The organism is Paraburkholderia solisilvae (assembly GCF_902859875.1).
Taxonomy (GTDB): Bacteria; Pseudomonadota; Gammaproteobacteria; order Burkholderiales; family Burkholderiaceae; genus Paraburkholderia; species Paraburkholderia solisilvae.
In genome coordinates this window covers 17,645-42,353 of the sequence record NZ_CADIKF010000048.1, presented here as the reverse complement: position 1 = coordinate 42,353, position 24,709 = coordinate 17,645, and the positions used below count along the sequence as shown (strand labels likewise).

The 24,709-nt window shown below is 64.0% G+C and carries 21 protein-coding genes and 1 tRNA gene; 5 read left to right on the top strand and 17 right to left on the bottom strand.

From position 1 onward, the window contains the following. Window positions 1–92: 92 nt before the first annotated feature. The 11 genes from pheS to HV675_RS24715 all read right to left on the bottom strand — a co-directional run bounded on the left by pheS (window position 93) and on the right by HV675_RS24715 (window position 10,960). On the bottom strand, window positions 93–1,106 hold the full coding sequence (gene pheS / locus HV675_RS24765; protein ID WP_175114089.1) for a phenylalanine--tRNA ligase subunit alpha: 1,014 nt from the start codon (window positions 1,104–1,106) through the stop codon (window positions 93–95). Between the two features lie 191 nt (window positions 1,107–1,297). Next, window positions 1,298–1,657 (bottom strand): 50S ribosomal protein L20, encoded by a 360-nt coding sequence (gene rplT / locus HV675_RS24760; protein ID WP_006052502.1) that lies wholly within the window; start codon window positions 1,655–1,657, stop codon window positions 1,298–1,300. A gap of 30 nt (window positions 1,658–1,687) precedes the next feature. Further along, window positions 1,688–1,885, bottom strand: coding sequence for a 50S ribosomal protein L35 (rpmI, locus tag HV675_RS24755; protein ID WP_175114101.1), 198 nt, complete (start codon window positions 1,883–1,885; stop codon window positions 1,688–1,690). Between the two features lie 330 nt (window positions 1,886–2,215). Beyond that, window positions 2,216–2,740: a translation initiation factor IF-3 gene (infC, locus tag HV675_RS24750; RefSeq protein ID WP_175114100.1), complete on the bottom strand. Its 525-nt coding sequence runs from the start codon at window positions 2,738–2,740 to the stop codon at window positions 2,216–2,218. A 49-nt stretch (window positions 2,741–2,789) separates the two neighbouring features. Beyond that, window positions 2,790–4,697, bottom strand: coding sequence for a threonine--tRNA ligase (gene thrS / locus HV675_RS24745; RefSeq protein ID WP_175114088.1), 1,908 nt, complete (start codon window positions 4,695–4,697; stop codon window positions 2,790–2,792). Window positions 4,698–5,035: 338 nt separating this feature from the next. Then, a tRNA-Val gene (locus HV675_RS24740) sits at window positions 5,036–5,112 on the bottom strand. A gap of 277 nt (window positions 5,113–5,389) precedes the next feature. After that, window positions 5,390–7,741: a RelA/SpoT family protein gene (locus HV675_RS24735; RefSeq protein ID WP_175114087.1), complete on the bottom strand. Its 2,352-nt coding sequence runs from the start codon at window positions 7,739–7,741 to the stop codon at window positions 5,390–5,392. Window positions 7,742–7,914: 173 nt separating this feature from the next. Continuing rightward, window positions 7,915–8,268, bottom strand: coding sequence for a RidA family protein (locus tag HV675_RS24730; RefSeq protein WP_175114086.1), 354 nt, complete (start codon window positions 8,266–8,268; stop codon window positions 7,915–7,917). A gap of 62 nt (window positions 8,269–8,330) precedes the next feature. Continuing rightward, entirely contained in the window at window positions 8,331–9,263 is a 933-nt protein-coding gene (locus tag HV675_RS24725) for an alpha/beta fold hydrolase (RefSeq protein WP_175114085.1), read from the bottom strand. A gap of 348 nt (window positions 9,264–9,611) precedes the next feature. Then, window positions 9,612–10,253: a CoA transferase subunit B gene (locus HV675_RS24720; RefSeq protein ID WP_175114084.1), complete on the bottom strand. Its 642-nt coding sequence runs from the start codon at window positions 10,251–10,253 to the stop codon at window positions 9,612–9,614. A 2-nt stretch (window positions 10,254–10,255) separates the two neighbouring features. Then, window positions 10,256–10,960 (bottom strand): CoA transferase subunit A, encoded by a 705-nt coding sequence (locus HV675_RS24715; protein WP_175114083.1) that lies wholly within the window; start codon window positions 10,958–10,960, stop codon window positions 10,256–10,258. Window positions 10,961–11,353: 393 nt separating this feature from the next. Between HV675_RS24715 and HV675_RS24710 the strand changes: the two genes are divergently transcribed. Further along, window positions 11,354–11,899 carry a PAS and helix-turn-helix domain-containing protein gene (locus HV675_RS24710; RefSeq protein WP_175114082.1) on the top strand — a complete coding sequence of 182 codons (546 nt, stop codon included), beginning with the start codon at window positions 11,354–11,356 and terminating at the stop codon, window positions 11,897–11,899. A gap of 145 nt (window positions 11,900–12,044) precedes the next feature. Here HV675_RS24710 and HV675_RS24705 read toward each other — a convergent pair whose 3' ends face one another. Both HV675_RS24705 and HV675_RS24700 read right to left on the bottom strand, forming a co-directional pair. After that, window positions 12,045–12,488, bottom strand: coding sequence for an acyl-CoA thioesterase (locus HV675_RS24705; RefSeq protein ID WP_175114081.1), 444 nt, complete (start codon window positions 12,486–12,488; stop codon window positions 12,045–12,047). An 89-nt stretch (window positions 12,489–12,577) separates the two neighbouring features. Then, complete coding sequence (locus tag HV675_RS24700; protein WP_175114080.1) at window positions 12,578–13,357, bottom strand: SDR family oxidoreductase; 780 nt, start codon at window positions 13,355–13,357, stop codon at window positions 12,578–12,580. A 260-nt stretch (window positions 13,358–13,617) separates the two neighbouring features. On the opposite strand from HV675_RS24700, the gene HV675_RS24695 reads away from it, so the two are divergent. Further along, the gene (locus tag HV675_RS24695) at window positions 13,618–15,291 is read left to right on the top strand and encodes an electron transfer flavoprotein-ubiquinone oxidoreductase (RefSeq protein ID WP_175114079.1); all 1,674 of its coding nucleotides are present in this window, start codon (window positions 13,618–13,620) and stop codon (window positions 15,289–15,291) included. A 39-nt stretch (window positions 15,292–15,330) separates the two neighbouring features. Here HV675_RS24695 and HV675_RS24690 read toward each other — a convergent pair whose 3' ends face one another. The 4 genes from HV675_RS24690 to HV675_RS24675 form a co-directional block, all read right to left on the bottom strand. Beyond that, window positions 15,331–16,806: a tetratricopeptide repeat protein gene (locus HV675_RS24690; RefSeq protein WP_175114078.1), complete on the bottom strand. Its 1,476-nt coding sequence runs from the start codon at window positions 16,804–16,806 to the stop codon at window positions 15,331–15,333. A gap of 384 nt (window positions 16,807–17,190) precedes the next feature. Beyond that, entirely contained in the window at window positions 17,191–18,291 is a 1,101-nt protein-coding gene (gene aroC, locus HV675_RS24685) for a chorismate synthase (protein WP_175114077.1), read from the bottom strand. 384 nt (window positions 18,292–18,675) lie between these two features. After that, window positions 18,676–20,610 carry an MFS transporter gene (locus tag HV675_RS24680; RefSeq protein WP_175114076.1) on the bottom strand — a complete coding sequence of 645 codons (1,935 nt, stop codon included), beginning with the start codon at window positions 20,608–20,610 and terminating at the stop codon, window positions 18,676–18,678. A 479-nt stretch (window positions 20,611–21,089) separates the two neighbouring features. Next, window positions 21,090–21,542: a CBS domain-containing protein gene (locus HV675_RS24675; RefSeq protein ID WP_175114099.1), complete on the bottom strand. Its 453-nt coding sequence runs from the start codon at window positions 21,540–21,542 to the stop codon at window positions 21,090–21,092. 144 nt (window positions 21,543–21,686) lie between these two features. Between HV675_RS24675 and HV675_RS24670 the strand changes: the two genes are divergently transcribed. From HV675_RS24670 to HV675_RS24660, 3 genes are all read left to right on the top strand, one after another. Continuing rightward, window positions 21,687–23,075 carry an O-acetylhomoserine aminocarboxypropyltransferase gene (locus tag HV675_RS24670; protein WP_175114075.1) on the top strand — a complete coding sequence of 463 codons (1,389 nt, stop codon included), beginning with the start codon at window positions 21,687–21,689 and terminating at the stop codon, window positions 23,073–23,075. Continuing rightward, complete coding sequence (locus tag HV675_RS24665; protein ID WP_175114074.1) at window positions 23,075–23,935, top strand: alpha/beta fold hydrolase; 861 nt, start codon at window positions 23,075–23,077, stop codon at window positions 23,933–23,935. The genes HV675_RS24670 and HV675_RS24665 overlap by 1 nt, the downstream gene beginning before the upstream one ends. 229 nt (window positions 23,936–24,164) lie before the next feature. Then, window positions 24,165–24,491: an Mpo1-like protein gene (locus tag HV675_RS24660; RefSeq protein WP_175114073.1), complete on the top strand. Its 327-nt coding sequence runs from the start codon at window positions 24,165–24,167 to the stop codon at window positions 24,489–24,491. Window positions 24,492–24,709 lie beyond the last annotated feature (218 nt).

The window sequence follows — 24,709 nt, the reverse complement described above, 5'->3', positions numbered from 1 at the left end:
TTCATGCAGTCGTGCGCCCGCGCCACGCCTGCTACGCGGCTTGCTCGCGGCGCGCTGCGCGTCATTGCGCAGCAGCGGCCGCCGCGGCGGCATCACGCGAACTGCCGCAAAAAGCGCAGGTCGTTTTCGAAGAACAGACGCAGATCCTGCACGCCGTAGCGCAGCATCGTCAGACGCTCGAGGCCGCTGCCGAATGCGAAGCCGATGTAGCGCTCCGGGTCGAGGCCCATGTTGCGCACGACCGTCGGATGCACCTGCCCCGAGCCGGAAATTTCGAGCCACCGGCCCGCGTTCTTGCCGTGCTCGAACATCATGTCGATCTCGGCCGACGGCTCGGTGAACGGAAAGTACGACGGGCGGAAACGCACCTGAATATCGTCGCGCTCGAAGAATTTCTTGAGGAAATCGCTATAGACGCCCTTCAGGTCCGCGAAGCTGATGTTCTCCTCGATCCACAGTCCTTCGACCTGGTTGAACATCGGCGAATGGGTCGCGTCGCTGTCGACGCGATAGGTGCGGCCCGGCACGATCACCTTGATCGGCGGCGTATGGGTACGCGCGTAACGCACCTGCATCGGACTCGTATGCGTGCGCAGCAGCAGCGGACGGCCGTCGGCATCCTTGCCGTCGACGTAGAACGTGTCCTGCATCGAACGCGCCGGATGATTTTCCGGGCTGTTCAGCGCGGTGAAGTTGTACCAGTCGGTTTCGATTTCGGGACCGTCGGCCACGTCAAAGCCAATCGATCCGAAAATCTGTTCGACACGCTCCCACGTCTGCATCACCGGATGCAGACTGCCGGCATCGGCGCCGCGACCGGGCAACGTGACGTCGATCGCCTCGGCAGCGAGGCGCTGGTTCAGCAGCGCATCGGCGAGTGCCTGGCGGCGCGCGGTGAGCGCCGCTTCGACCTGTTGTTTTGCGACGTTGATGCGCGCGCCTTCGGTCTTGCGCGCGTCGGGATCGAGCTTGCCGAGCCCCTTCAGCAGTTCGGTCAGCGCGCCCGACTTGCCGAGAAAGCGCGCCTTCTCGTTTTCGAGCGTGGTGACGTCAGTGGCGTGTTCGAAGGCGCCTTGCGCGTCGGCGACGATTTGGTCCAGGTCCATTGATCCCATCTTGTCAACGTCAGTGTTCAATTTGAAGCAAATCCGGCTCGACCAACAAAAAAGGGGCTCGGTGAGGAGCCCCGTTTTTGTTGCAGCGTCACCGGGGGCCGGGTATTCGCTGCAACGAACCTTGCAGTTACCGGGCGTCTGCTTCTGACGCCGGTGGTGCACCGAAGGCGCACCGGGCACGATCAGGCTGCAACGGCGGCTTTCACCTGCTGAACGATTGCCGCAAAAGCAGCCTTGTCGAACACCGCCATGTCGGCCAGCACCTTGCGGTCGAGTTCGATCGACGCCTTCTTCAGGCCGTTGATGAACACGCTGTACGTCATGTCATGCTGACGCACGGCCGCGTTGATACGCGTGATCCACAATGCGCGGAACACACGCTTCTTGTTGCGGCGATCGCGGTACGCGTACTGGCCCGCACGCATCACCGCCTGCTTGGCGATGCGGTAGACGTTATTGCGACGGCCGCGGTAACCCTTGGCCAGCTTGATGATCTTCTTGTGACGGGCCCGTGCGGTAACCCCACGTTTGACTCGAGGCATGTTTCGCTCCTTTGAGTGTCGGTTAAGGGGTTACGCGAACGGCAGCATTGCGCGCACGGAGTCCATGTTGGTTTCATGGACAGACGTGGAACCGCGCAGATGACGCTTGTTCTTCGTGGTTTTCTTCGTAAGGATGTGACGCTTGAAGGCTTGACCGCGCTTGACGGTCCCGCCCGGACGCACCTTGAAGCGCTTGGCAGCGCTCTTCTTGGTCTTCATCTTAGGCATGACGAACAACTCCATTATTTGATGGATATGGGTGTGCGGTTGGCCTTGACGGCCCTTCACCCGCCCTTCGAAACCCAGTCCACTTGGTATGCAGACGGCCGACGCTGTAACGATGCGGCCACTGCTTTCAGACAAACGCCCGCGATACTACCCGGTGCGGGCGCCGTTCCGAATCTTTGCCGGGCTTCGCCGCACAGATTGCGACCAGGCACCGTTCGATTCCTGCACGTGCTGCTAAACCTGAATCCAAACTCAATCTGCGAGAGCCCCCTGCGACTACCTGCAAGCACCGGCTTCGGCAATCGCAGCGCACATCGACGATGCGCGAGCTTACTTCTTTTTCTTCGGCGCCAGCACCATGATCATCTGGCGGCCTTCCATCTTCGGCATCTGCTCGACCTGACCGACCTCGTCGAGGTCGGTGCGCAGGCGCTCGAGCATGCGCATACCGATTTCCTGGTGAGCCATTTCGCGGCCACGGAAACGCAACGTGATTTTCGTCTTGTCGCCGTCTTCAAGGAAGCGCACGAGATTGCGGAGCTTGACGTTGTAATCGCCATCATCGGTACCCGGGCGGAATTTGACTTCCTTCACCTGGATGACCTTTTGCTTCAGCTTCGCTTCGTGCTGCTTCTTCGCTTCCTGGTACTTGAACTTGCCGTAGTCCATCAACCGGCAAACCGGTGGGACCGCCTGTGGGGCAATTTCGACCAGATCTACGTCCTGCTGTTCCGACATACGGAACGCATCAGGTAGTTTGACGATTCCGAGCGGTTCGTTGTTGACTCCGACCAGACGCACCTCAGGTGCGGTAATTTCACCGTTGATGCGATGCGACGACTTATCAGTAGCGATGTTACGTTTCCTCTAAAAATTGAAAAAAAACGGCCGCGCTGCCAGGTGGTTATTGGAACGACTGCACTTCCTGACGCAGACGTTCACTGAACGCATCGACGGGCATGACACCCAGATCGACGCCGCCACGGGCACGCACGGCTACCGTTTGCGCTTCACGCTCCTTGTCCCCGACAACCAGTAGGTACGGGACCTTCTGAAGCGTGTGCTCGCGTATTTTATAGCTTATTTTCTCGTTGCGCAAATCGGCCTCAACTCTAACCCCTTGTTTTTGCAACGATTGGGCCAGATTTTTCGCATACTCGGCCTGACTTTCCGCGATATTCATGACCACAACCTGTAAAGGCGCAAGCCACGCAGGCATTGCACCAGCGTGGTGCTCGATCAGAATGCCGAGGAAACGCTCCATGGATCCGACGATTGCCCGGTGCAGCATGATCGGTCGCCGACGCGTGTTGTCTTCGGCGACGAACTCGGCGCCGAGGCGCTCCGGCAGCACCATGTCGAGCTGCAGCGTGCCACATTGCCAGGACCGTCCCAGCGCGTCCTTGATGTGGTACTCGACCTTCGGACCGTAAAACGCGCCTTCGCCCGGCAGCTCTTCCCACTGCACGCCACACGCGCGCAAGGCCTCGCGCAGCCCTTCTTCCGCACGATCCCACGTTTCGTCCGTGCCGGCGCGCGCGTCCGGGCGCAACGACAGCTTGATCTCGACCTGATCGAAGCCGAAATCCTGATAGACGCTCATCGCGAGCGTGTTGAACGCGATCGACTCGCTGATGAACTGATCTTCCGTGCAGAAAATGTGGGCATCGTCCTGCACGAAGCCGCGCACGCGCATCAACCCGTGCAGCGCGCCCGATGCCTCGTTGCGGTGGCACGAACCGAATTCCGCGAAACGCAACGGCAGGTCGCGATACGAACGCAGACCGTGATTGAACACCTGCACATGGCCCGGACAGTTCATCGGCTTGATCGCGTAGTCGCGCTTTTCCGATTCCGTCGTGAACATGTTTTCGCGATAGTTCTGCCAGTGGCCCGATGCCTCCCAGAGGGAGCGGTCCATGATCATCGGCGTCTTGATCTCGAGATAGCCGGCCTCGTTCACGCGGCGGCGCATGTATTGCTCGACCTGCTGCCACAGCGTCCAGCCGCGCGGATGCCAGAACACCATGCCCGGCGACTCGTCCTGCATGTGGAACAGGTCGAGTTGCTTGCCGAGCTTGCGGTGATCGCGCTTTTCCGCTTCCTCGAGCATATGCAGGTACGCGTCCTGATCTTCCTTCTTCGTCCAGGCCGTGCCGTAGATACGCTGCAACTGCTCGTTCTTCGCGTCGCCGCGCCAGTAGGCGCCCGCCAGCTTCATCAGCTTGAAGACTTTCAGCTTGCCCGTGGACGGCACGTGCGGACCGCGACACAGATCCGTGAAGCCGCCGTGCGAATAGAGCTTGATCTCGTCACTGGCCGGAATCGACTCGATGATTTCCGCCTTGTACTTCTCGCCGATGCTCTTGAAGTATTCGATCGCCTCGTCGCGCGACACCACACGCCGCGACACGGGCTCGTCTTTCTTCGCGAGCTCCTGCATGCGCTTTTCGATCTTCTCAAGATCTTCGGGCGTAAACGGACGGCTGTAGGAAAAGTCGTAGTAGAAGCCGTTGTCGATCACCGGACCGATCGTCACTTGCGCTTCCGGGAACAGGTCCTTGACCGCGTACGCGAGCAGGTGCGCCGTCGAGTGACGGATGATGTCGAGGCCGTCCGCGTCCTTATCCGTAACGATGGCGAGCGACGCATCGTGGTCGATCAGCGCCGACGTATCGACGAGTTCGCCGTCGAGCTTGCCGCCGAGCGCCGCCTTCGCGAGTCCCGGACCGATCGACGCCGCAACTTCGGCGACCGTCACGGGGTGATCGTACTGTCGAACTGAACCATCGGGCAGACGTATCGAAACCATTGTTTTCTCCGTGATGCCGACCGGCCGGCGGCGGCTGCAACGATTCGTTTAAAAACGACTGTGACAAATCAAAAACGCAAAAACCGAGAACGAAACCGAGGCAAAAAAAATGCGGCCCCGCTTTCGAGGGGCCGCATTCACTTTCCAGCAAATCGCAATGGCGATAAGGCGAACAGGATCCTCGACTAGCGTCGCTCCGAAGTGGTTTCGGTCAACGTTCGCGGTGTCATAACCATGCTCGCTATATTGACGCGAACTGTGTTCGCGCCGCTTGCGGATTGGTGAAACAACGATGACTGCAAAAACCCGCCGCAATTCACCGATATTTCGATTTTCGTTGGTAGGCTCGATTGGACTCGAACCAACGACCCCCACCATGTCAAGGTGGTGCTCTAACCAGCTGAGCTACGAGCCTGAAGAAGACGAGATTATATGGAGCACTCAGAGTGTTGGCAAGTATTTTTATGCGCCGGCTTTAAAAAACCGGTCATTTTTGCGCGAGCCGAAACACCCGACAAAGCGCCCACAAAACGGCCTCCGGCGCGACCCAACAGCGGCCCGCATAACGGCCGTGGAGCGGACCGTGAAGTGGGCCGCGAAGTGGACCGTGAAGCAGGCCATGGAGCGAGCCGTAAAGCGGGGCGTCAAGCGAGCGTGAAGCAGCCGCAAAGCGCCCCGAACCCCACGCGCATTCATCCCTTACGCCCCGCGCGCACGACACCTGTCACTTCGCCGAGCAGCGTGCACGCACGCTGAATCTGCGACGCACTCGACACCTCGACGGTGAACATCATGAAAGCCGCGTTGCGGCGCGATTGCGTCTTTACGCCGATCACGTTCATCTTCTCGCGCGCGAACACTTCGGAGATATCGCGCAGCAAGCCTTGCCGATCGGTCGCTTCGATCGCAAGGTCCACCGGATACACCGACTGCCCGCGCCCGCTCATCACATCGGCGGACCACGTGGTCTGCAGCACGCGTTCCGGCGCCCTTGCCGCCATGCGCAGAAAGGTCGGGCAATCGCTGCGATGCACCGACATCCCTTTGCCGCGCGTGACGAAGCCGGCGATATCGTCGGGCGGCGCCGGCCGGCAGCAACGCGCGAGTTGCGTGAGCAGCGCATCGACGCCGACCACCAGCACGCCCGTCGATGCGCCATGCGCAACGCTTGCGCCGCTGCTGCGCTTTTCGAACTGCTCGGGCGCTTCGACTTCCGGTTCCGCGGGCGGTGCATCGTGCAACGCCTGTTCGATCAGGCGCAGACTGAACTCGTCCTTGCCGACCACCGCGTACAACTCTTCCGGCGCCTTGAAGCCGAGCTTCGCGGCAAGCTGATCGAGATTGACCGACGTCTTGCCCTCGCGCTGCAGCGTCTTCTCGACGAGCGCGCGGCCGTTCGCGATGTTCTCCGCTGAATCGACCGCATTGAACCATGCGCGCACTTTCTGCCGCGCGCGGCTGCTGCGCAGATAGCCGAGCTGCGGGTTCAGCCAGTCGCGCGACGGGCCGCCCTCTTTCACCGCGACGATTTCCACCGTCTGTCCGTTCTGCAGCGGCGTGTTGAGCGGCACCATCGCGCCGTCGACGCGCGCGCCGCGGCAACGGTGTCCGAGATCGCTGTGCAGGTGATACGCGAAGTCGAGCGGCGTCGAGCCGTGCGGCAACGGAATCACGCGCGCCTGCGGCGTGAGCGTATAGATGTGGTCGTCGTCGAACGTCGCGTCGCGCAGATGCCGCCACGGCTGGCGCGCCGGGTCCATATCGTCGCGCGCGCCGCCCGGGGCGGCGCCGAGGCTTGCGTCAGCGGCACGATCAGGTTCATCGTCGCGCTCGTCTTCGTGCTGAGCGGGCGCGCCCGATGCGCGCTGCTCGCGCTCCGACACATCGTCCTTCCACGCCAGCAACTGGCGCAGCCACGCGATCTTCTCGTCGTACGAGCCGCTCGCGCTGAACTGTCCGCCATAGCCGCGCGGGCCCGCTTCCTTGTAACGCCAGTGCGCGGCCACGCCATATTCGGCGAACTGATGCATCTCCTGCGTGCGGATCTGCACTTCGAACGCGCGCCCGTCATCGCCGATCACGACCGTATGCAGCGACTTGTAGCCATTCGGCTTCGGCCGCGAAATATAGTCGTCGAATTCCCTCGGCACCGGCTGCCACAGGTTGTGCACGATCCCGAGCACGGTGTAGCAGTCTTTGATGTCCGGCACGATCACGCGAAACGCGCGCACGTCGTAGAGCTCGGAGAAGTCGAGATCTTTACCGCGCATCTTGCGCCAGATGCTGTAGATATGTTTTGGCCGCCCGCTCACCTCGGCACGAATATGCGCGGCCGACAGTTCGCGCTGCAGCCGCCCGATCGCTTCGGCAACGTATGTTTCGCGCTCGACGCGCTTTTCGTCGAGCAGCTTCGCGATGCGTTTGTAGGTGACCGGTTCCTCGAAGCGGAACGCGAGGTCTTCGAGTTCCCACTTCAACTGCCAGATGCCGAGCCGGTTCGCCAGCGGCGCATAGACGTCGAGCGTCTCGCGCGCGACATCCGGCGACGGCGCGAGCTTCGCGGCCGCGTAGTAGCGCAGCGACTGCAGCCGCGATGCGAGCCGGATCAGCACGACGCGAATATCCTGCGCGAACGCGAGCAGCATCTTGCGCAGCGCTTCGACCTGCGCGCGACGCGCCGCCTGCGCTTCGCGTCCGCCGGAATCGGGCAGCGCGCTCTGCGCCGCGGCGCGCAGGCTGACCGTGCCGAGGCGCAACAGCTTGCGCACGTCGGCGACCAGTCGCGCGACTTCTTCGCCGAACTTCGCGGCAATCACCTGCTCAGGATCTTCGAGATGCGGCGTCAGTCCGAACAGTGCGGCCGCCAGCACCGCCGGCGGATCGACGTTCAGCGTGCGCATGATCGACGCGGTGCCCGCCGCGTGCTCGGCGAGCAACTCGCCCGTCGACAGCCGCGCCTCTCCCGCGTGTGCGCGCACGAACGCGAGCGCATCGTCGAACGATGGGGTGGAAGCGGGAGCGGTCGGCGAGGTTTCGGTATTCATGATGCGACGGCCCGCGGCGTGCCGCGGGCAAGCGGGCGGGCCTACATAACAGCGATGTGACAACAATGACAACAACGACGGCGACGATGGCTACCGCGTCAAGCCCCGCGACAGCCCCGCGTCAGCCGCATGGGCAGGCGCACCTGCCACGACAACCGGGAGTACGGCGAACGTCAGTTGCGCTGCGCGGCCACCACGACGACTTCGACGAGACATTTCGGGTTCGCGAGCTTCGCTTCGACGGTGGCGCGCGGCGGCGTGGCGCCCTGCGCGACCCACTCGTCCCACACCGCGTTCATGCCGGCGAAATGCGCCATATCGGCGATGAAAATCTGCACCGACAGCAGATGCGACTTGTCGCTATTCACTTCGGCTAGCAGACGATCGATGTGGCCGAGCACTTCACGCGTCTGGCCGCCGATATCCTGATCGGCGTCTTCCGCGATCTGGCCGGCCAGATACACGGTGCCGTTATGCACGGCGATTTCCGACAGACGCTTGCCGACGTGATGACGAATCACTGCCATGAGAATCCCTGTTGGTTGAGTGGTTGTATGAGCCGGCCATGCGGGCGCGGCACGACTCGCTATTATGACGCGTCAGCGCGTTCACCGATAAAGAAGCGCCGCGCAAGCGCAATCTGGTCAGGCGCGAGGAAAGCCGGCGCATGTCCAACCCCGTCGATCTCGACGCTCGATACGTTGCGCCCGCGCTCGACCATCTGCGTGACCGTCTCGCGCGACAGCAGATCCGACTGCGCGCCGCGCACCACCAGCACCGGCCCTTCGATCGCCGCGAACGACTTCCATAATGCCGCCTCGCCGAGTGCGGTCATCTCGGGCGTCACCGCCGCGAACGGTTCCGCGATACGCGGGTCGTAACGGAATTGCCACGCGCCGTCGCGTTCGTGCAGCAGCGGCGTGTTGATCTCGCGCCACTCATCGGCCGTCAGCGGTCCAAACGATTCCGCGAGCAACGACGCATGCTCGACACCTTGTTGCAACGTATCGAAACGCGCCGGCTTGCCGAGATACGTGCCGATGCGCGCCAGCGCTTGCGGTTCGATATGGGGACCGACGTCGTTCACCAGCAATTTGCGCACGGGCGAGTCCTTCAGGCCTGCGAGCGCGATGCCGATCAGACCGCCCATCGACGTACCGAACCAGTCGACCGTTTCCACTTCGAGCCGCGCGATCAGCGTGACCATATCGGCAACGTATTGCGGCACGCCGTAGAAGTTCGGATTGTCGAGCCATGACGACAGCCCGCGACCCACCACATCCGGACAGACCACACGATGCGTCGCGGCCATCGCCGCGGCGAGGCGGTCGAAATCGCGGCCGCTGCGCGTCAAGCCGTGCACGCACACGAGCACGCGCGGGTTACGCGGGTCACCCCATTCCGTGTACGCGACCCGATGCAAACCGGCCGGACTCAGACATTGCACATAGCGCTGGCGCGGCGCGCTGTGGCTCGAAGCGGCGTTGAGGCCGGGGGTACCGGAAACGGTCTCGGCGGTCATCGTGATTTCCTCCTGGGCGTATGAAACGAGATCAGGAAAATGCGGCCGGATGCGGCGCGTGCAATCGATTGTAGCCGCTGGCCCAAAAACGAAGCGGGCGCGGCTCTCGCCACGCCCGCCCTGTTCTGCTTCACGGTCGCTGCTTCATGGTCGCAGCTTTACGGCTACTGCTTCGCTGCCGTTGTTTCACGGCCGCCGCTTCATGGCCCGCTTCATAGCCCGCTTCATGGCCCGCTTCACTGCCCGCTTCGTATCTCGCTTCACAGCCGCTGCTCTGTGGCCACTGCCCTACCGCGATTGCTTCGCGACCAGCCACTCACCGCCACCGCTTCACGGTCATCGAACCGCTCAGTGCACCGCGCTCACATCGAGCGGCGCGCCCGTCTTCGCCTTGATCTCGTCGACCGTCACGCCAGGCGCCAGTTCGACGAGCTTCAACCCGTTCCCGGTCACATCGATCACGCCGAGGTCCGTGATGATCCGGTCGACGACGCCGACGCCCGTCAACGGCAGCGTGCATTGTTCGAGGATCTTGTGCTGATCGCCTTTCGCGACATGCTCCATCAGCACGATCACGCGCTTCACGCCGGCCACGAGGTCCATCGCGCCGCCCATGCCTTTGATCATCTTGCCCGGGATCATCCAGTTCGCGAGATCGCCGGTCTTGCTGATCTGCATCGCGCCGAGGATCGCGAGATTGATGTGGCCGCCGCGGATCATCGCGAACGAATCCGCCGACGAGAAGATCGACGAACCGGGCATGGTCGTGACCGTCTGCTTGCCCGCGTTGATCATGTCCGCATCGACTTCGTCTTCAGTCGGAAACGGGCCGATGCCGAGCAGACCGTTTTCCGATTGCAACCACACTTCGATACCGGCCGGCACATGATTCGCAACCAGCGTCGGCAAGCCGATGCCGAGGTTCACGTAGAAGCCGTCCTGCAATTCCTTTGCCGCGCGCGCGGCCATTTCATCCCGATTCCAGGCCATGATTACTCTCCTTTCGCGCGAGTCACACGTTGTTCGATGCGTTTTTCCGGATGCGCGTTGAGCACAAGCCGTTGCACGAAAATGCCCGGCGTATGGATCGCGTCCGGATCGAGTTCGCCCACCTCGACGATCTCTTCGACTTCCGCGACCGTCACGCGGCCCGCCATCGCGCACATCGGATTGAAGTTGCGCGCGGTGCGGCGATAGACGAGATTGCCCGATTTGTCCGCCTTCCAGGCCTTGACGAGCCCGACATCGGCGGTCAGCGAATGTTCGAGCACATAGTGGTTCTCGCCGAACTGGCGGGTTTCCTTGCCTTCCGCGATCACGGTGCCGAAACCCGTGTTCGTGAAGAACGCCGGAATGCCCGCGCCGCCCGCGCGCAGCTTCTCGGCGAGCGTGCCTTGCGGCGTGAATTCGAGCTCGAGTTCGCCGGCGAGGAACTGGCGCTCGAACTCCTTGTTTTCGCCGACGTACGACGAGATCATTTTTTTGATCTGCCGCGTTTCGAGCAGCAGGCCGAGACCGAAGCCGTCGACACCCGCGTTGTTGCTGATGCACGTAATGCCCTTGACGCCCGAATCGCGCAGCGCGGCGATCAGTGCTTCAGGAATGCCACACAGGCCGAAGCCGCCGACGGCGAATGTCTGCCCGTCCTTGACGATGTCCTTGAGCGCTTCGGCTGCGCCCGGATAGACCTTGTTCATCAATATGTCCCTTCCTTGAATGGAGATCCACAATCGAGCCGATGCGTTTTTCTCGTGCGCATCGGATACGACGCTTGTCGACGTGCATCGGGCAGCGCCCGAACCGTCATTCTAGTCACTGGCGCAAGGCGGTGTATCAACCGGCGGGCCCTGCGCGCGCGGCTGTCTCCGCTCGCGCGTCCGTGCGCCCGCCAGACGCCGGACGGACCCCGCACGCGAAAAGCGGCAAACCGGGCGGGATGGCCGATTGCGCACCAGCGGGTTACAACGTGCGCCCCATGCGCGTCGTGTGCCCTGCGCGCCGCCTCAACCTGCGTGGTGAGGGAACAAGGGTACGACGCGCGCGCGTTACGGCACAATACGCAAAAATACATAGGTATTCACACCGGATTCATGCCCGCCCTGGACTACCAAACCGCATTCCACCTCGCACCGATCGGGCTCGTGCTGTCGCGCTCACGCATGATCGAAGACTGCAACGACGAACTCGCATCGATTTTCGGCTGTGCGCGCGAGGCGCTGATCGGCCAGTCGTTTCAGGTGCTGTATCCGTCAGCCGACGAGTTCGAGCGCATCGGCGCGCGCATTCCGCCGATCATGAGCGCGCATGGCAGCTATGCGGACGACCGCATCATGAAGCGCGCGAACGGCGAGCTGTTCTGGTGTCATGTGACCGGCCGCTCGCTCGAGCGCGCCGACCCGCATGCGGCGGGCGTGTGGACCTTCGAGGATCTGAGCGCGACGCGGCGCGTCGCGGTCGAACTGACGCCGCGCGAACGGGAGATCGCCGCGCAGCTCGTGACCGGCAAGACCAGCAAGCAGATCGGCAGAATTCTCGATATCAGCTCGCGCACGGTCGATGTGTATCGCGCGCGATTGATGCGCAAGTACGATACGGGCAACGCGACGGAATTATTGCAGCGGCTTTTGGGTCATTGAGCGGGCCCATCGAGCGCGAGGCGCGCCTGCGCCGCACACGTCGATCACGCACTTGCAACACGCTGCAACACGCGCACACGTGAGTGACGCGTGCGCGTCACACGTCTGCCTGTCACGCGCCTTCACCCGCCGCGCTTCACCCACACTAGGCAGCGGCGGCAGCCTGCGCGAGCGGCGCGCGCTCGATCGCCGCACGCAGTTCCTCAGGCAGCGGCACCGACTTGCCCGCTTCGTAATCGACCCACACGCAGCGCGCCGCGCCGCGCGCGTAGACGGTCTGCGGATCATCGGCGCGCGTCAGCACGAAACCTGTGTCGAAGCTGCTGCGGCCCGGCGTGCCGACCGACATCCGGCCGATCACATCGCCCGGGTACTGCAGCTGCTTCAGAAACTCCATCGACGCATTGACGACGACCGGCCCGTGCCCACGCGCATCCGGCGCCGGCATGCCGCCGACCTGCTCGAGCCAGCCGATCCGCACCTGCTCCATATAGCGAAAGTAGACCGTGTTGTTCACATGGCCGAACGCATCCATGTCGCCCCAACGGATCGGCAGGGACATCTCGAATACTGCGTGGTAATCGCTCATCTGAATCTTCCGGGACAAAGCGGACACAGCCGCGTCCTCTGCATGATCGCGGCTGCGCGAGGCGCGCGAACGCGCCGAAACGAAAAGGCTTACGAAATGCCGAACCCGTCGTCGGCGGCGATGATCGAGCCGTTGATGAATTGCGACTCGTCGGCCGCGAGCAGCAACAGCAGGCCGTCGAGGTCTTCGGGCTTGCCGACGCGGTGGCGCGGCAGCATCGAGATCAGCTTCTGGCCCTGCTCGGTCGACCAGTGGTGGTGGTTCATCTCGGTTTCGATGTAGCCGGGGCAGATCGCGTTCACATTGATGCCGTGCCGGCCCCACTCCTGCGCCATCGCCTTCGTCATATGAACGACCGCCGCCTTGCTCATCGCGTACAGGCCGATTTGCGGCACGACGCGCAAACCGGCCATCGACGCGATGTTGATGATGCGGTACGGCGGCTTGCCGCCGCTGCCCGCGCCGCGCATGATCATCCGTTTCGCGACTTCCTGCGCGACGAAAAACGCGCCGCGCGTGTTCGTGTCGAACACGTATTCGAAGTCCGCGGGCGTCACTTCCGCGAGACGCTGCGTGGTCGACACGCCGGAGTTGTTGACAAGAATGTCGATCGTGCCGGCCTCGGTTTCCGCGTGCGCGACCGCGGCCTTGATGCTTTGATAGTCGGTGACGTCGATCGACACGACGTGCGCGGCGCCGCCGGACGCTTCGATTTCGGCACGCAGTTCCTTCAGGCGCTCGACGCGGCGGCTCGCCAGCACCACCTTCGCGCCGGCCTGCGACAACACTTGTGCGAACCGCTTGCCAAGCCCAACGGAGGCGCCGGTAATCAGCGCGACCTTGCCTTCCAGATTGATCGAACGGCCCATTGTGGTTTTCCTTGAATCGTTGGAGCGCCCCGGGGCGACACGGCATCAGCGCGCACGCGCATCATGTGCACAGCGCGGTGCGCGGGAAGCGGCTGTATTGCGCGGCATCCCGCAACGCCCGCGCGAAGCGATGCGGTGTCAAGCCCGGAGTCGAATAATAGTACGATCGTGCTAATGAGGGTGCATTCGGTTGCAGCGTCGAGACCGTTCGCCCACAATACGATCCCGAAAAAAGCATTCTAACGGTAAGAGGAGTTTCAATGACCCCCGCAAGTCTCATTGAGCAGTACGGCCCGCGCGAGTCGATGGAATACGACGTCGTGGTCGTCGGCGGCGGGCCGGCTGGGCTTGCCGCGGCAATCCGGCTCAAGCAGCTCGCGGCCGAAAAAGGCGCGGAGCTGGGCGTCTGCGTGCTCGAGAAGGGATCGGAGATCGGGGCTCATATCCTGTCCGGCGCGGTGATGGACCCGCGCGCGCTCAACGAACTGATGCCGGACTGGAAGGAAAAGGGCGCGCCGCTTACCGTGGAAGTAACCGAAGACCGCTTCCTTTTCCTGTCCGAAACGGGCGCGACCGCGGTGCCGAACTGGGCGCTGCCCGACAACTTCAAGAATCACGGCAATTACGTGATCAGCCTCGCGAACGTGACGCGCTGGCTCGGGCAACAGGCCGAGGCGCTCGGCGTCGAAATCTTTCCGGGCTTTCCGGCGGCCGACGTGCTGTATGGCGACGACGGCGCGGTGAAGGGCGTCGTGACCGGCAACATGGGCATCGGCAAGGACGGCGAGCCGACCGAAAATTTCCAGCTCGGCATGGAGCTGCACGCGAAATACACGCTTTTCTGCGAAGGCGCGCGCGGACATCTCGGGCGCCAGCTGCAGGACACCTTCAGGCTGCGCGACGGCGCCGAACCGCAGGTCTACGGAATCGGCATCAAGGAGCTGTGGGAAATCGACCCCGCGAAGCACAAGCCCGGCCTCGTGATCCACACCGCCGGCTGGCCGCTCGACACGCAAACCTACGGCGGCTCGTTCCTCTATCACATCGACAACAACCAGGTGATGGTCGGCTTTGTCGTCGGGCTCGGCTATACGAATCCGTATCTGTCGCCGTTCGAGGAATTCCAGCGCTACAAGACGCATCCGTCGATTCGCGCGTTCCTCGAAGGCGGCAAGCGCGTGTCATACGGCGCACGCGCGATTACCGCGGGCGGACTGCTGTCGCTGCCGAAACTCGTGTTCCCCGGCGGCGCGCTGGTCGGCGACGACGCGGGCTTCCTGAATGCGTCGCGCATCAAGGGCAGTCATGCGGCGATCAAGTCCGGCATGATGGCCGCGCAAGCCGCGTTCGATGCGCTGCAAGCGGGCCGTGAGCGCGACGAACTGAGCGCTTATCCGGACGCGTTCAAGCAATCGTGGCTGCACAGCGAACTGCATCGCGCGCGCAATTTCAAGCAGTGGATGAGCAAGGGGCTGTATCTCGGCACGCTGATGGTCGGCATCGAGCAGAAGCTGTTCGGCGGCAATGTGCCGTGGACGCTGCATCACCGTCACTGGGACCACGAGACGCTGAAGCCCGCGTCCGCGTGCAGGCCGATCGATTATCCGAAGCCGGATGGCAAGCTGACCTTCGATCGTTTGTCTTCGGTCTTCATCTCGAACACGAATCACGAAGAGAACCAGCCGCCGCACCTGACGCTGAAAGACCCGTCGGTGCCGGTCAACGTGAACTTCAGAACCTACGCGGGACCGGAAAGCCGCTATTGTCCGGCCGCGGTCTACGAGTTCGTGAAAGGCGACGACGGCAACGAGCGTCTTGTGATCAACGCGCAGAACTGCGTGCACTGCAAGACCTGCGACATCAAGGACCCGACGCAGAACATCGTGTGGGTCACGCCCGAAGGCGGCGGCGGGCCGAACTACCCGAACATGTGACGCGGCGCAATGCGCGTAATGCGCGCGGCGGGCGTGCCGCTACGCGCGACGCGTCGCCGCCAGCGCTTCGACTCTCGCCCTCACGTTGTCGATGACCGGCGCCCATGCGCCGACCGAAGGCTGCCGGTATAGCTCGATCGAGCCATACCACGGCGTGCTTTGCGTTTCATTGCCCCAGAACCACGCGGACACGTGATCGATCATCAGGCAGGTCGGCACGCCGAGCGCACCGGCCAGATGCGCGGGACCGCTGTCGATCGTCACCACAAGGTCGAGATTTATCAGCAACGCGGCGACATCGTCGAAGCCCGCGCTGAACTGCGCACTCGGGTCGACGATCTTCACGCCGCGCGCCTGCCATTGCGTGACCGTCTGTGCACGGCCCGGCGACAGCGCGAACCAGGTGACGCCCGGCACCGCGAAGAGCGGCTCGAGTTGATCGATCGGAACGGAGCGGCGCGCATCGCGACTATGCGCGGGGTTGCCGTTCCAGACGAGACCGACGCGACGCTGCTCCGCGCTCGCCGCCGCATCCGTATGCGCCTGCCACGCCTCGATGCGCGCCGGGTCCGCGCTCAGATACGGATGCCCCCACCCGGCCGCGTCCGTGATGCCGAGATGCAGCGGCAGGCTCATCAGCCCGCAGTGGTAGTCGGGATGCGTGTCGAGGTTCGTCTCGAGCGTCACGTCGGCGGGCAGCATGCGTTCGAATAGCGACCGCAGCGGTCCATCGTGACCGAAGATCACGCGACCGCCTTCCTCGCGCGCGCGTTGCGCGATCAGCGGCAGAAAGCGCGCCGACCACAGACAATCGCCGTGCCCCTGCTCGCCATAGACGACCAGCGTCTTGCCCGCGAGCGGCTCGCCGCGCCAATGCGGGCTGGTCGCCGCGAGCGCCCGTTGCGCGGGGTTGACGCCATCGTCGAACGCGAGGCGCGCTTCGTAGCGCGGCCAGCCTTGCGCGAAGCGGCCCGCGCGAATCTCAAGCTCCGCGAGATCGAACAGCGCATACGCACTGTCCGGCGACAGTTCGAGCACGCGGCGCAACAGCCCTTCGGCTTCGGCGAAGCGCGCCTGTTCCTTGATGCACAGCGCGAGCTTGTGCAAGACCACCGGATGGTTCGGCGCGACACGCGCGGCTTCGAGCAGCAAACGCTGCGCTTCGTCGAAATCGTCGCGCTGTTGCGCGGCGGCCGCGCGCCAGACGAGCGCGTTCGCATCGGCGGGATCGCGCGCGAGCAGCAATTCGGTCGCGGATTCGACCATCTGCCAGTCGTGCACGATAAACGCGGTCTGCGCGATCGTCGGCAGCAAGGTGGGGTCGCTCGATGCGTCGAGCCGCCATGCGCGCACCAGCGCGTTCAGCGCGTCGCGCAGGCGGGGGATGTCTCGGCCGGCTGCTGCGATCAGCGCGCGGCCATACGCGAGCCAATCAGCGGCCACCGCGTTCGGCGCGACGGCGTGCGCGTGAAGTTGCGCCAACGCATCGGCGCCTTGCGGTGTGGAGTTTGTCATTCTCGTGCTCCACGGTCGGGAAATTTGTGCGGACTCGCGTGCCGGTCTGTTGGCTTGACGGCCTCGCTCGCCGCTCATCACCGTGAACCATCGCGGCGGCTTTCACGATCGCGTTTGTCGTGATCTCTGTAGCGGCTAACCGTGACGATGCGCGGTTACAGCACGCGCGTCGCGATGCGCGTGCCTTCACGTTACGGCGCGCTACCTCGCGATGCGCGCTCGGGTTACAACGCTCTGCGTAGCGATGCGCCTTTGCGTGACGGTGCGGTGCGCTCCGCGTAACGATACGTCGTCGCGTTACAACGCTGCGCGCTTACTCGTGCCTGCCTTAAGGCTCCAAGAGCGCTAAGGGCTCCAAGGGCGCTAACGGCGGCGTTAAGAGCCTTAAGGCGCGCTCGCTGCAATCTTCGGCGTCGCGACGACCACGTCGCCGCACTGCGCGCGATGCCGCAGCGCGTGATCGATCAGCACCAGCGCCAGCATCGCCTCGGCAATCGGCGTCGCGCGGATGCCGACGCACGGGTCGTGCCGCCCAAACGTTTCGACGACGGCAGGTTGCCCGGCCTTGTCGATCGAGCGGCGCGGCGTGCGGATGCTCGAGGTCGGCTTGATCGCAATCGACACGGTGATGTCCTGCCCGGTCGATATGCCGCCGAGCACGCCGCCCGCATGGTTGCCGACGAAGCCCTCGGGTGTCAGTTCGTCGCCGTGCACCGAGCCGCGTTGCGCCACGCTCGCGAAGCCCGCGCCGATCTCGACGCCCTTCACGGCATTGATGCCCATCATCGCGTGCGCGATGTCGGCGTCGAGCCGGTCGAAGAGCGGCTCGCCGAGCCCGACCGGCACGCCGGATGCAACCACGTTGATGCGCGCGCCGATCGAATCGCCGTCCTTGCGCAACGCATCCATATACGCTTCGAGCTGCGGCACGATGTCCGCATTCGGCGCGAAGAACGGGTTCTCACGCACCTGCGCCCAGTCGACAAACGGCACGTCGACCTCGCCCAGCGCGGCCATATAACCGCGAATCTCGGTGCCGAACTGCTCGCGCAGCCACTTCTTCGCGACCGCGCCCGCCGCGACGGTCGGCGCGGTCAGACGTGCCGACGAGCGGCCGCCGCCGCGATAGTCGCGGATGCCGTATTTCTGCCAATAGGTGTAATCGGCGTGACCGGGGCGGAACGTTTCGACGATATTGCCGTAGTCCTTGCTGCGCTGATCGGTATTGCGGATCAGCAGCGCGATCGGCGCGCCGGTGGTGCGCCCTTCGAAGACGCCGGACAGAATCTCGACCTTGTCCTCTTCCTGACGCTGCGTGACATGCCGCGACGTGCCGGGCTTGCGACGGTCGAGTTCACCCTGGATATCGGCTTCGCCGAGCATCATGCCCGGCGGGCAGCCGTCGATCACACAACCGATCGCAGGACCGTGCGATTCGCCGAAGGTCGTGACGGTGAAAAGCGTACCGAGCGTATTGCCGGACATGAGCGTCGTCCAAAGTAAAGCGGGGAAGCCGTCATTATGCCAGCCTCGGGTGATGCCGGTCCCGCGCGGCGAGCGGGGGGAGCGTGCCTGTGCGTGTGTGCGCGTGTTTACGGGCGTGTTTTCTGTCCTTTTCGCGGGCCGTTTCCGGCGATTCGGGCGCGCTTCTGCGCGCCCGATCGTGCGCCCTTCCCAGCCTTTGCGCCGGCTGCGCTTTTCGCAGTTGCGCTTTCGCCGACTGCCCTCTCGCGGTTGCCCTCTCGCCAGTTGCCTCTTCGCCAGTTGCCTCTTCGCCAGTTGCCTCTTCGCCCGCGGCCTCTTCGCAGGCTGCCCCTTCGTCGGCTGCCCCTTCTCGTCGGCTGCCTCTTCGCCGACCTGTCCGCGCGGCTATTTAACCGCGCCGCGCAAGTCCGTCACGATCTGCTGCAAGCCTTCCGGGCTCACCTGCGCCGGATCGAGCGGCTCGCCGACCGCCAGCGTCAGCCGGCTCATCACGCCCTTATGCAAGGGGCGCGGCCAATGCGCGCCAGCGCGCGAAAAAACACTGCCCCATAACCCGCACAGCGCCATCGGCACGACCGGCGCCGGCGCGCGCCGCAGAATCTCCGTGACGCCATGGCGAAACGGATTCAGCTCGCCGGTGCGCGTCAGTTTCCCCTCGGGAAAGATGCAGACCAGTTCGCCGTCGGCGAGCGCCTGCGCGCAGGTGTCGTAAGCATGCTCGAGCAACGCGGCGTCCTCGCGCGCGGGCGCGATCGGAATCGCCTTTGCGTCGCGGAACAGCCAGCCGACCAACGGCATGCTGAAAATCTCGCGATCCATCACGAAGCGGATCGGCCGCGGGCTTTCGGCCATGATCACGATCGCGTCGACATAGCTCACGTGGTTGCACACCAGCACCGCCGCGCCGCGCTCGGGAATGCGTTCGGCATGCAGCAGGCGAATCCGGTAGAACGTATGCACGAGCAGCCACGCGATAAAGCGCAGCAAAAACTCCGGCACGAGCGAATAGATATAGATCGCGACGACGACATTGAGCAGCGCCGTCACGAGAAAGAGGCCCGGAATGCCGACACCGGCCGACGTCAGCGCAACCGCCATCAGCGCCGACACGATCATGAACAGCGAATTCAGGATGTTGTTCGCCGCAATGATGCGCGCGCGATGGCTCGGCTGGCTGCGCGCCTGAATCAGCGCGTAGAGCGGCACGCTGTAAAAGCCGCCGAACATCGCAAGCAGAAACAGATCGGCGAGCACGCGCCAGTGCGCGGGCATCGCGAGAAACTCCGCAACCGACAGCAGATGCGGCGCGCCTTTCAACGTATGGCTCGCAAGAAACAGATCGATCGCGAACACGCTCATGCCGATCGACCCGAGCGGCACGAGGCCAATCTCGATGCGGCGCTTCGACAAGCGCTCGCACATCAGCGAACCGATGCCGATGCCGAGCGAAAAAGTGGCGAGCAGCACGGTCACGACATCCGGGTTCGCGGAAAGCACTTCTTTCGCGAAACGGAAAAACGACGACAGAAAGGTCGCGCCGACAAACCACAGCCACGAAATGCCGAGCAGGCTCAGAAACACCACGCGGTCCTCGCGCGCGAGCTTCAGATTGCGCCAGGTTTCGCTGACCGGATTCCAGTTGATCCGCAGGCCGGCCTGAGCAGGCCGCGAGGCGGGCACAAAGCCGGACACCACCCGCCCGATCACCGCGATCGCGATGCAACCGCCCGCGAGAATCGCTTCACCGTGCGCGGCAACGCCCGCCGCGGCGCCGCCGACGATCGTGCCGAGCAGAATCGCGACGAACGTGCCCATCTCGACCAGCCCGTTGCCGCCGACCAGTTCGCGCTTTTCCAGATGCTGCGGCAGATACGCGTATTTGACCGGGCCGAACAGCGTCGAATGCACGCCCATCATGAACGTGCACAGATACAGCAGCGGCGCGCTGTGCAGCCAGAAGCCCGCGCCGCCGACCAGCATCACGACGATCTCGAAGGTCTTCACGAAACGCGTGAGCATCGCCTTGTCGTACTTGTCGGCGATCTGGCCGGACGTTGCGGAAAACAGCACGAACGGCAGGATAAAGATGGCGGAGATCAAAAACGCGGCGGTGTCCGCATTCACGCCGGAAAAACGCGCCGCCTGATAGGTCACGAGCGACGTGAAACCGATCTTGAACACGTTGTCGTTCATCGCACCGAGGAACTGGGTCCAGAAAAACGGTGCGAAACGCCGCTCGCGCAGCAGGCGGAACTGCGATTCGTGCGCGCCATCGGCATCGGCGGCGCGGCGGGCGGCGGGTAGCGGTCGGTCGCTCATCGGTGGGCGGGTGAGGCCGGAAGGCTCAATGTAAGGTGGAGAATAGGTCCGTCCTGCACGCGACAGGGCAACGCAGCACGAAGTGCGGCGAGGCTGCGGTAGTGGCGACGGCGGACACAAAAAAGCGCACGCTTGCGCGCGCGCTGCGGGTATTGTCAGCGATCCCGGTATCCGCGGCATCGCGGCGACATCGGGATAACCCGTACCGTACACCAAACGGGTGTCACCGTAACGTGAAGCTTGCTCGTGTGCGGGTTCGATGGCGGGCAAGCGTGGCCGCATCGCGCCTGTCGCGGCGGGCGGTGTTATATGAAGCCGGATGCCATAAAGAGCTATGACCCGCGGCTATGACCGCCGCTATCGCCCACAACTAGGGCCCACAGCGACGACCGACGGATACGGCCCGTAACGGAGGTCCTTACTGGACCCGCTGGACCAGTTGGACCCGCCGGACCCGCGCTGCGCCTTTGCCGGCCTTCTTACTGCGCCTGTTCCCGCTCTTCCGGCCAGTCGCGAATATAAGCCTTCAGCATCCGGTTCTCGAAGCCCTGCTCTTCGACAACCGCTTTCGCGACGTCATAGAACGAAATCACGCCCATCAGCGCGCGGCTTTCCATCACCGGCAGATAGCGCACGTGATGTTCGAGCATCATGCGGCGCACCTCATTGACATCCGTTTCCGGCGTGCAGGTGAGCGGATGGTCGTCCATGATCTTGCGGATCGTCGTGGTGCCGACGCTGCCGCCGTTGCGCGACAACGTAAGGATGATCTCGCGGAAGGTCAGCATGCCGACCAGGTCGCCGTACTCCATCACGACGAGCGAACCGATATCGTGTTCGGCCATCGCATCGACCGCGTCATTGAGCGGGGTATCGGGCGTCACCGTGAATAAGGTGTTCCCTTTGACTTTGAGGATATCGCTGACTCGCATGACTCGTCTCCTGATGAAGCGCGGATAGGCTTGAATGGCATTATTTTTGATGCTAGCGGAAAGACCCCTAAAAGGAAAGCAGGCACCTGGGTGATACGATGGCCGCACCGTCACCTTCGCGCGGCTCAACGGCCTGCGGTATCCATGCCTGCCAACCGTTTCGACACGCTTGCGCTGCATGCTGGCGCGGCCCCCGACCCTGCCACCGGCGCGCGCGCGACGCCGATCTATCAAACCGCCTCCTTTGCGTTTCGCGATACCGACCACGCCGCCGCGCTTTTCAATATGGAACGTGCGGGCCACGTTTACTCGCGGATCTCGAACCCGACCGTGGCCGTCTTCGAGGAGCGGGTGGCCGCGCTCGAACAGGGCGCGGGGGCAATCGGCACGGCCAGCGGTCAGGCGGCGCTGCATCTGGCGATCGCCACACTGATGGGCGCGGGCTCCCATATCGTCGCGTCGAGCGCGCTTTATGGCGGGTCGCATAACCTGCTGAATTACACGTTGCCGCGCTTCGGCATCGAGACCACCTTCGTCAGGCCAGGCGACATCGACGGCTGGCGCGCCGCGCTGCGCGCGAATACGCGCTTGCTGTTCGGCGAAACGCTCGGCAACCCGGGCCTCGACGTACTCGATATCGCGACGCTCTCGCAGATCGCGCATACGCACCGCGTGCCGCTGCTCGTCGATTCGACGTTCACGACGCCGTATCTGATCAGGCCGTTCGAGCACGGCGCCGACTTCGTCTACCACTCGGCGACCAAGTTTCTCGGCGGCCACGGCACGACGATCGGCGGCGTGCTGGTGGACGGCGGCAGGTTCGACTTCGCCGCGTCGGGACGCTTTCCCGAGTTCACCGAACCGTACGCGGGCTTGCACGGCATGGTGTTCGCCGAAGAAAGCACGGTTGCGCCCTTCCTGCTGCATGCGCGCCGCGAGGGGCTGCGCGACTTCGGCGCCTGTCTGCACCCGCAAGCCGCGTGGCAGTTGCTGCAGGGCATCGAGACGCTGCCGCTGCGTATGGAGCGCCATGTGGCGAATACACGCAAGGTGGTCGGGTTTCTCGCCGCCCACCCGGCTGTCGACTCGATCGCCTACCCCGAACTGCCCAGTCATCCGGACCACGCGCTCGCGCAGCGCCTGCTGCCGCGCGGCGCCGGTGCGGTATTCAGCTTCGATCTGCGCGGCGATCGCGCCGCCGGCCGCCGCTTTATCGACGCGCTCGCACTGTTTTCGCATCTGGCGAACGTCGGCGACGCGCGCTCGCTGGTGATCCACCCCGCATCCACGACGCACTTCCGGATGGATGCCGCCGCACTCGCGGCCGCCGGCATCAGGGAAGGCACCGTGCGCCTGTCGATCGGCCTCGAAGACCCGGATGATCTGATCGACGATCTCAAGCGCGCGCTGAAGGTTGCGCTGAAGACCGAGGTCAAGTCCGCTCAGCAACCCGCGGGCGGCGGCGCGGGCGGCCCGCGGCACAAGACGGCCACCTCTCGCGCCAAGGCCGGCGACTCGCGCAAGGCGTCGTGATGATAGTCGACGTGCACGGCAAGTCCGCCTACGCGTACACCGGCGGCCAACCCTTCGACCCGGCGCGGCCGACCGCCGTCTTTATTCACGGCGCCGAACACGATCACAGCGTATGGGCGTTGCAGACCCGTTACTTCGCGCATCACGGCTTCGGCGTGCTCGCCCCTGATCTGCCGGGGCACTGCCGCAGCGCCGGCCCCGCGCTGCGCACCATCGGCGCGCTCGCGGACTGGCTCGCGGCGCTGCTCGACGCGACCGGCGCGGCACGCGCGTTGATTGCCGGACACAGCATGGGGTCGCTCGTCGCGCTCGACTTCGCGGCGCGCCACCCCGCTCGCACGACGCATCTCGCGCTCGCGGCAACGGCGGTCCCCATGACCGTTTCCGATGCGCTGCTCGATGCGGCGCGCGAGCGTGAGCCGGAAGCGATCGACATGGTCAACCAGTGGTCGCATTCGACGATCGCCGCGAAACCGTCGTGCCCCGCGCCCGGCTTCTGGCTGCACGGGATGAACCAGCGCCTGATGGAACGTGTCGCGGCGAACGGCGAGCCCCACCTTTTTCATACCGACTTCAGCGCGTGCAACGACTACGCGGACGGCCTCGCGCGCGCCGCGCAGGTGCGCTGCCCCGTGCGTATGCTGATCGGCCGGCGCGATCTGATGACGCCGCCGCGCGCGACCCGCGCGCTCGCCGATGCGTTCCGGCAGGCCCGTGTGCGGTTCGATATCGTCACGCTCGATGCCGGTCACGCGCTGATGGCCGAACAGCCCGATGCGACGCTCGACGCGCTCTACTCGTTCGCGACCCAGGCAGCGAGCAGCCCCAGCCCATCAGGCCCAGCATCGGCGCAACCGTAGCGGATGCCTCGCCTGATGCGCGGTACGCGCGCCGTGCGAATCTCGCGAGCGCGGGCCGCGGTTTGCCGCGGCAGCGCGTTTGCGGACGATCACGGCATCGCGAACGCATCGCCGCCACCTTATCCGCATAGGCGGTAGCGCACCATCGTCCGGATGGCCAGGTTGCGCCGCCGGGTGGAACGCAGCACAATGAATTCGACCTGCAAGCGGCAACGCACGGGAGCCGAAGATGGATCCGCATTCCACACACGACGAACCGCATTTCGCGAATTTCGCCGAGTTTTATCCGTACTATCTGGAAGAACATCGCAATCTCGCGTCGCGGCGCCTGCACTTTCTCGGCTCGCTAGGCGTGATCGGCTGTGTCGCGATGGCGCTCGCATCGGCCGACTGGCTGTGGCTGCCCGTTGCGGTCATATGCGGATACGGGTGCGCATGGGTCGGGCATTTCTTCTTCGAAAAGAATCGCCCCGCCACGTTCCGCCATCCGGTTTACAGCCTGATGGGCGACTGGGTGATGTTCAAGGACATCTGCACGGGGAAAATCTCGATCTAGTCGTCGCGTGGTCAACGCGAAGGCGAAGCGGTGCGCCCGTTCAGAATGTTTGTCGCGCGCACATGCGGAGCACTCATGCGGAGCACGGATGCGACGCGCACCTGCTTCATGTCGATCGCACTCGCTGGTGTGCACGCTCGCGCAAAGTGTTCGGGTAAGCCACTGCGGCAACCTGATCACGCACGCCGCGCGGGCGAACCGATCACGCAAACCACTCA

Excerpts from the sequence above, each read along its gene's own strand:
- pheS (WP_175114089.1), bottom strand. The coding sequence starts at position 1,106 with ATGGACCTGGACCAAATCGTCGCCGACGCGCAAGGCGCCTTCGAACAC.
- rplT (WP_006052502.1), bottom strand. The coding sequence starts at position 1,657 with ATGCCTCGAGTCAAACGTGGGGTTACCGCACGGGCCCGTCACAAGAAG.
- rpmI (WP_175114101.1), bottom strand. The coding sequence starts at position 1,885 with ATGCCTAAGATGAAGACCAAGAAGAGCGCTGCCAAGCGCTTCAAGGTG.
- thrS (WP_175114088.1), bottom strand. The coding sequence starts at position 4,697 with ATGGTTTCGATACGTCTGCCCGATGGTTCAGTTCGACAGTACGATCAC.
- HV675_RS24735 (WP_175114087.1), bottom strand. The coding sequence starts at position 7,741 with ATGAATACCGAAACCTCGCCGACCGCTCCCGCTTCCACCCCATCGTTC.
- HV675_RS24730 (WP_175114086.1), bottom strand. The coding sequence starts at position 8,268 with ATGGCAGTGATTCGTCATCACGTCGGCAAGCGTCTGTCGGAAATCGCC.
- HV675_RS24725 (WP_175114085.1), bottom strand. The coding sequence starts at position 9,263 with ATGACCGCCGAGACCGTTTCCGGTACCCCCGGCCTCAACGCCGCTTCG.
- HV675_RS24720 (WP_175114084.1), bottom strand. The coding sequence starts at position 10,253 with ATGGCCTGGAATCGGGATGAAATGGCCGCGCGCGCGGCAAAGGAATTG.
- HV675_RS24715 (WP_175114083.1), bottom strand. The coding sequence starts at position 10,960 with ATGAACAAGGTCTATCCGGGCGCAGCCGAAGCGCTCAAGGACATCGTC.
- HV675_RS24710 (WP_175114082.1), top strand. The coding sequence starts at position 11,354 with ATGCCCGCCCTGGACTACCAAACCGCATTCCACCTCGCACCGATCGGG.
- HV675_RS24705 (WP_175114081.1), bottom strand. The coding sequence starts at position 12,488 with ATGAGCGATTACCACGCAGTATTCGAGATGTCCCTGCCGATCCGTTGG.
- HV675_RS24700 (WP_175114080.1), bottom strand. The coding sequence starts at position 13,357 with ATGGGCCGTTCGATCAATCTGGAAGGCAAGGTCGCGCTGATTACCGGC.
- HV675_RS24695 (WP_175114079.1), top strand. The coding sequence starts at position 13,618 with ATGACCCCCGCAAGTCTCATTGAGCAGTACGGCCCGCGCGAGTCGATG.
- HV675_RS24690 (WP_175114078.1), bottom strand. The coding sequence starts at position 16,806 with ATGACAAACTCCACACCGCAAGGCGCCGATGCGTTGGCGCAACTTCAC.
- aroC (WP_175114077.1), bottom strand. The coding sequence starts at position 18,291 with ATGTCCGGCAATACGCTCGGTACGCTTTTCACCGTCACGACCTTCGGC.
- HV675_RS24680 (WP_175114076.1), bottom strand. The coding sequence starts at position 20,610 with ATGAGCGACCGACCGCTACCCGCCGCCCGCCGCGCCGCCGATGCCGAT.
- HV675_RS24675 (WP_175114099.1), bottom strand. The coding sequence starts at position 21,542 with ATGCGAGTCAGCGATATCCTCAAAGTCAAAGGGAACACCTTATTCACG.
- HV675_RS24670 (WP_175114075.1), top strand. The coding sequence starts at position 21,687 with ATGCCTGCCAACCGTTTCGACACGCTTGCGCTGCATGCTGGCGCGGCC.
- HV675_RS24665 (WP_175114074.1), top strand. The coding sequence starts at position 23,075 with ATGATAGTCGACGTGCACGGCAAGTCCGCCTACGCGTACACCGGCGGC.
- HV675_RS24660 (WP_175114073.1), top strand. The coding sequence starts at position 24,165 with ATGGATCCGCATTCCACACACGACGAACCGCATTTCGCGAATTTCGCC.